This window comes from Mycobacterium kyorinense (assembly GCF_002101735.1).
Taxonomy (GTDB): domain Bacteria; phylum Actinomycetota; class Actinomycetes; order Mycobacteriales; family Mycobacteriaceae; genus Mycobacterium; species Mycobacterium kyorinense.
The window spans coordinates 1-1,524 of the sequence record NZ_LQPE01000043.1 but is presented as its reverse complement, the minus strand read 5'-3'; the positions used below and the strand labels follow the sequence as shown (position 1 = coordinate 1,524).

The 1,524-nt window shown below is 70.1% G+C and carries 1 protein-coding gene; it reads right to left on the bottom strand.

Annotated elements, in window-relative coordinates; genetic code table 11:
* Positions 1–35: 35 nt before the first annotated feature.
* Positions 36–1,274 (bottom strand): IS110 family RNA-guided transposase, encoded by a 1,239-nt coding sequence (locus AWC14_RS07465; RefSeq protein WP_084050292.1) that lies wholly within the window; start codon positions 1,272–1,274, stop codon positions 36–38.
* Positions 1,275–1,524 lie beyond the last annotated feature (250 nt).

The window sequence follows — 1,524 nt, the reverse complement described above, 5'->3', positions numbered from 1 at the left end:
TCATGACACCCTCTGTGTCAACCTCAGAGCTGAAATCAGGCTGCTGCGGCGGCGCTGAGCGCGGGTTGGGCGCCGTTGTGCAGGGCGGGATCGTAGGGTATGCCGGTCTGCCAGCAGCGCCAGATCACTCGGACCCAGGCGCGGGCGAGGATGCGGACCGCGTGTGGATGGTCCTTGCCCGAGGCGCGGGCGCGACGGTAAATGTCCGCGGCCCAGGGGTTTTCGTGACGCGAGTTGTCGGCGAAGGTGGTGATCGCGACGCGCAGGCGCTTGTTGCAGGCCCACCGGAAGTGCACCGCGGAGTGTTTGCCGGACTTCTTGGTGACCGGCACCAGCCCGGCGAGCGCGGCGACGGCTTCGGGCCCGGTGTAGGCGTCGCGGGCGTCGCCCCATTCGGCGAGGATCTGGGCGGCGTTGATGGTGCCGGCGCGGGGGAACGAGGCGAAGATCGTGCCGTCGGGGTGATCGGCCAGGTGCGCGGCCACCGACCGGTCAAGATCCTTGAGCGCGGTGTTCAACGCGGCGAGCACGCCGACGTGGGCGATGACGGCGTCGCGCAGGGCTTCGGTCTGTGCCGGGCTGATGATGCCAGCGGGCGCGCTGCGCAGCCGGTCCAGCAGGGCCTCAGGGCTGCGGCGCCCGCAGTAGCCGTGCTTGGCGCAGAACGCGGCCATCCGCTTCACACCGAGGCTGGCCGCGGCCGCAGGGGTCGGGTAGCGGGTCAGGAAGGCCAGCGCGATCGGGCTGGCGACGTCGGCGAAGACCTCCTTCGCCCCCGGCCAGCACGCGTCCAACAGCGCCGCGAGCTGGTTGGTCGCGGCCACCCGCGCCTCGACCATCTCGCCGCGGGTGCGGGTCAGGGTGCGCAGCGCCTTGGTGTCGTCGCTGTAGGGCACCGCCGGGCGCAGCTTGTGCGCCCGCAGCCGCAGGTACTCGGCGATCACCTCGGCATCGCCGGGGTCGGACTTGGCGCCGGAGAGCACCTCGCCATCGCGCCAGGCCTTGATCGCGTTCGGCTTGACCGGCACCACCGGGTGACCGGCCTCGAGCAGGGCGTCGATCAGCCGCCCGTCCGGGCGTTCGATCGCGATCGGCACCGCCTGCGGATCCTCGGCGAGCCCGGCCAGCCGTGCGGCCAGCTTGGCGAATCCCGCCGCCGTGTGCTCGATGCTGAACGCGGCCACCTTCCGTCCCGCCGCGTTCAGCACACACACTGCGTGAACCTTTGCCGCCCAATCGATCCCGACGAAGAACAATGCCTCGACCAAAGACAACACCGTCCCCTTCCCGTTCTGATACCCGAGGTAGGAATTGGACGGGTCGAGACCGCAGCCGAGTGGTCACTCACCGGCGCTGCCGGCAGCATCCCTCTGTCGTCGGTCACGCAGTCCCGAAGGAACCGGGGGCGGCAGTGTCATGAAGGCCCTCGAAGGGCAACCGCACGAGGCCGTCACCCCGGCTCCCGTCCCATCCCTACCACAGACGCACTCTTCGCGCCTGCAAGAGAAGAGGTACAGGAGTGAC